Below are 212 nucleotides of genomic sequence, written 5' to 3'. Positions count from 1 at the left end.
AAGTCTCGGGGAGGTGCAAATAACCCTTGATCCGTGAATTTCCGAATGGGACAACCCGATATCCTGAAGGGATATCACCTTACATTGTAAGGGGCTAACGCAGGGAACTGAAACATCTTAGTACCTGTAGGAAAAGAAAATAACAATGATTCCCCCAGTAGTGGCGAGCGAACGGGGAAGAGCCCAAACCACCCATGTTACGGCATGGTTGG

Annotated in this window: 1 rRNA gene; it reads left to right on the top strand. The window is 48.6% G+C overall.

The features are described 5' to 3' along the window. Positions 1–212: ribosomal RNA gene (locus tag I6E24_RS17720) — 23S ribosomal RNA — on the top strand; the annotation flags it as partial.

Origin of the sequence: Bacteroides caecigallinarum, from assembly GCF_021530995.1 — a bacterium.
Classification (GTDB): domain Bacteria; phylum Bacteroidota; class Bacteroidia; order Bacteroidales; family Bacteroidaceae; genus Phocaeicola; species Phocaeicola faecigallinarum.
The sequence above is the reverse complement of the archived record's forward strand: the minus strand, read 5'-3'. Positions and strand labels throughout refer to the sequence as shown.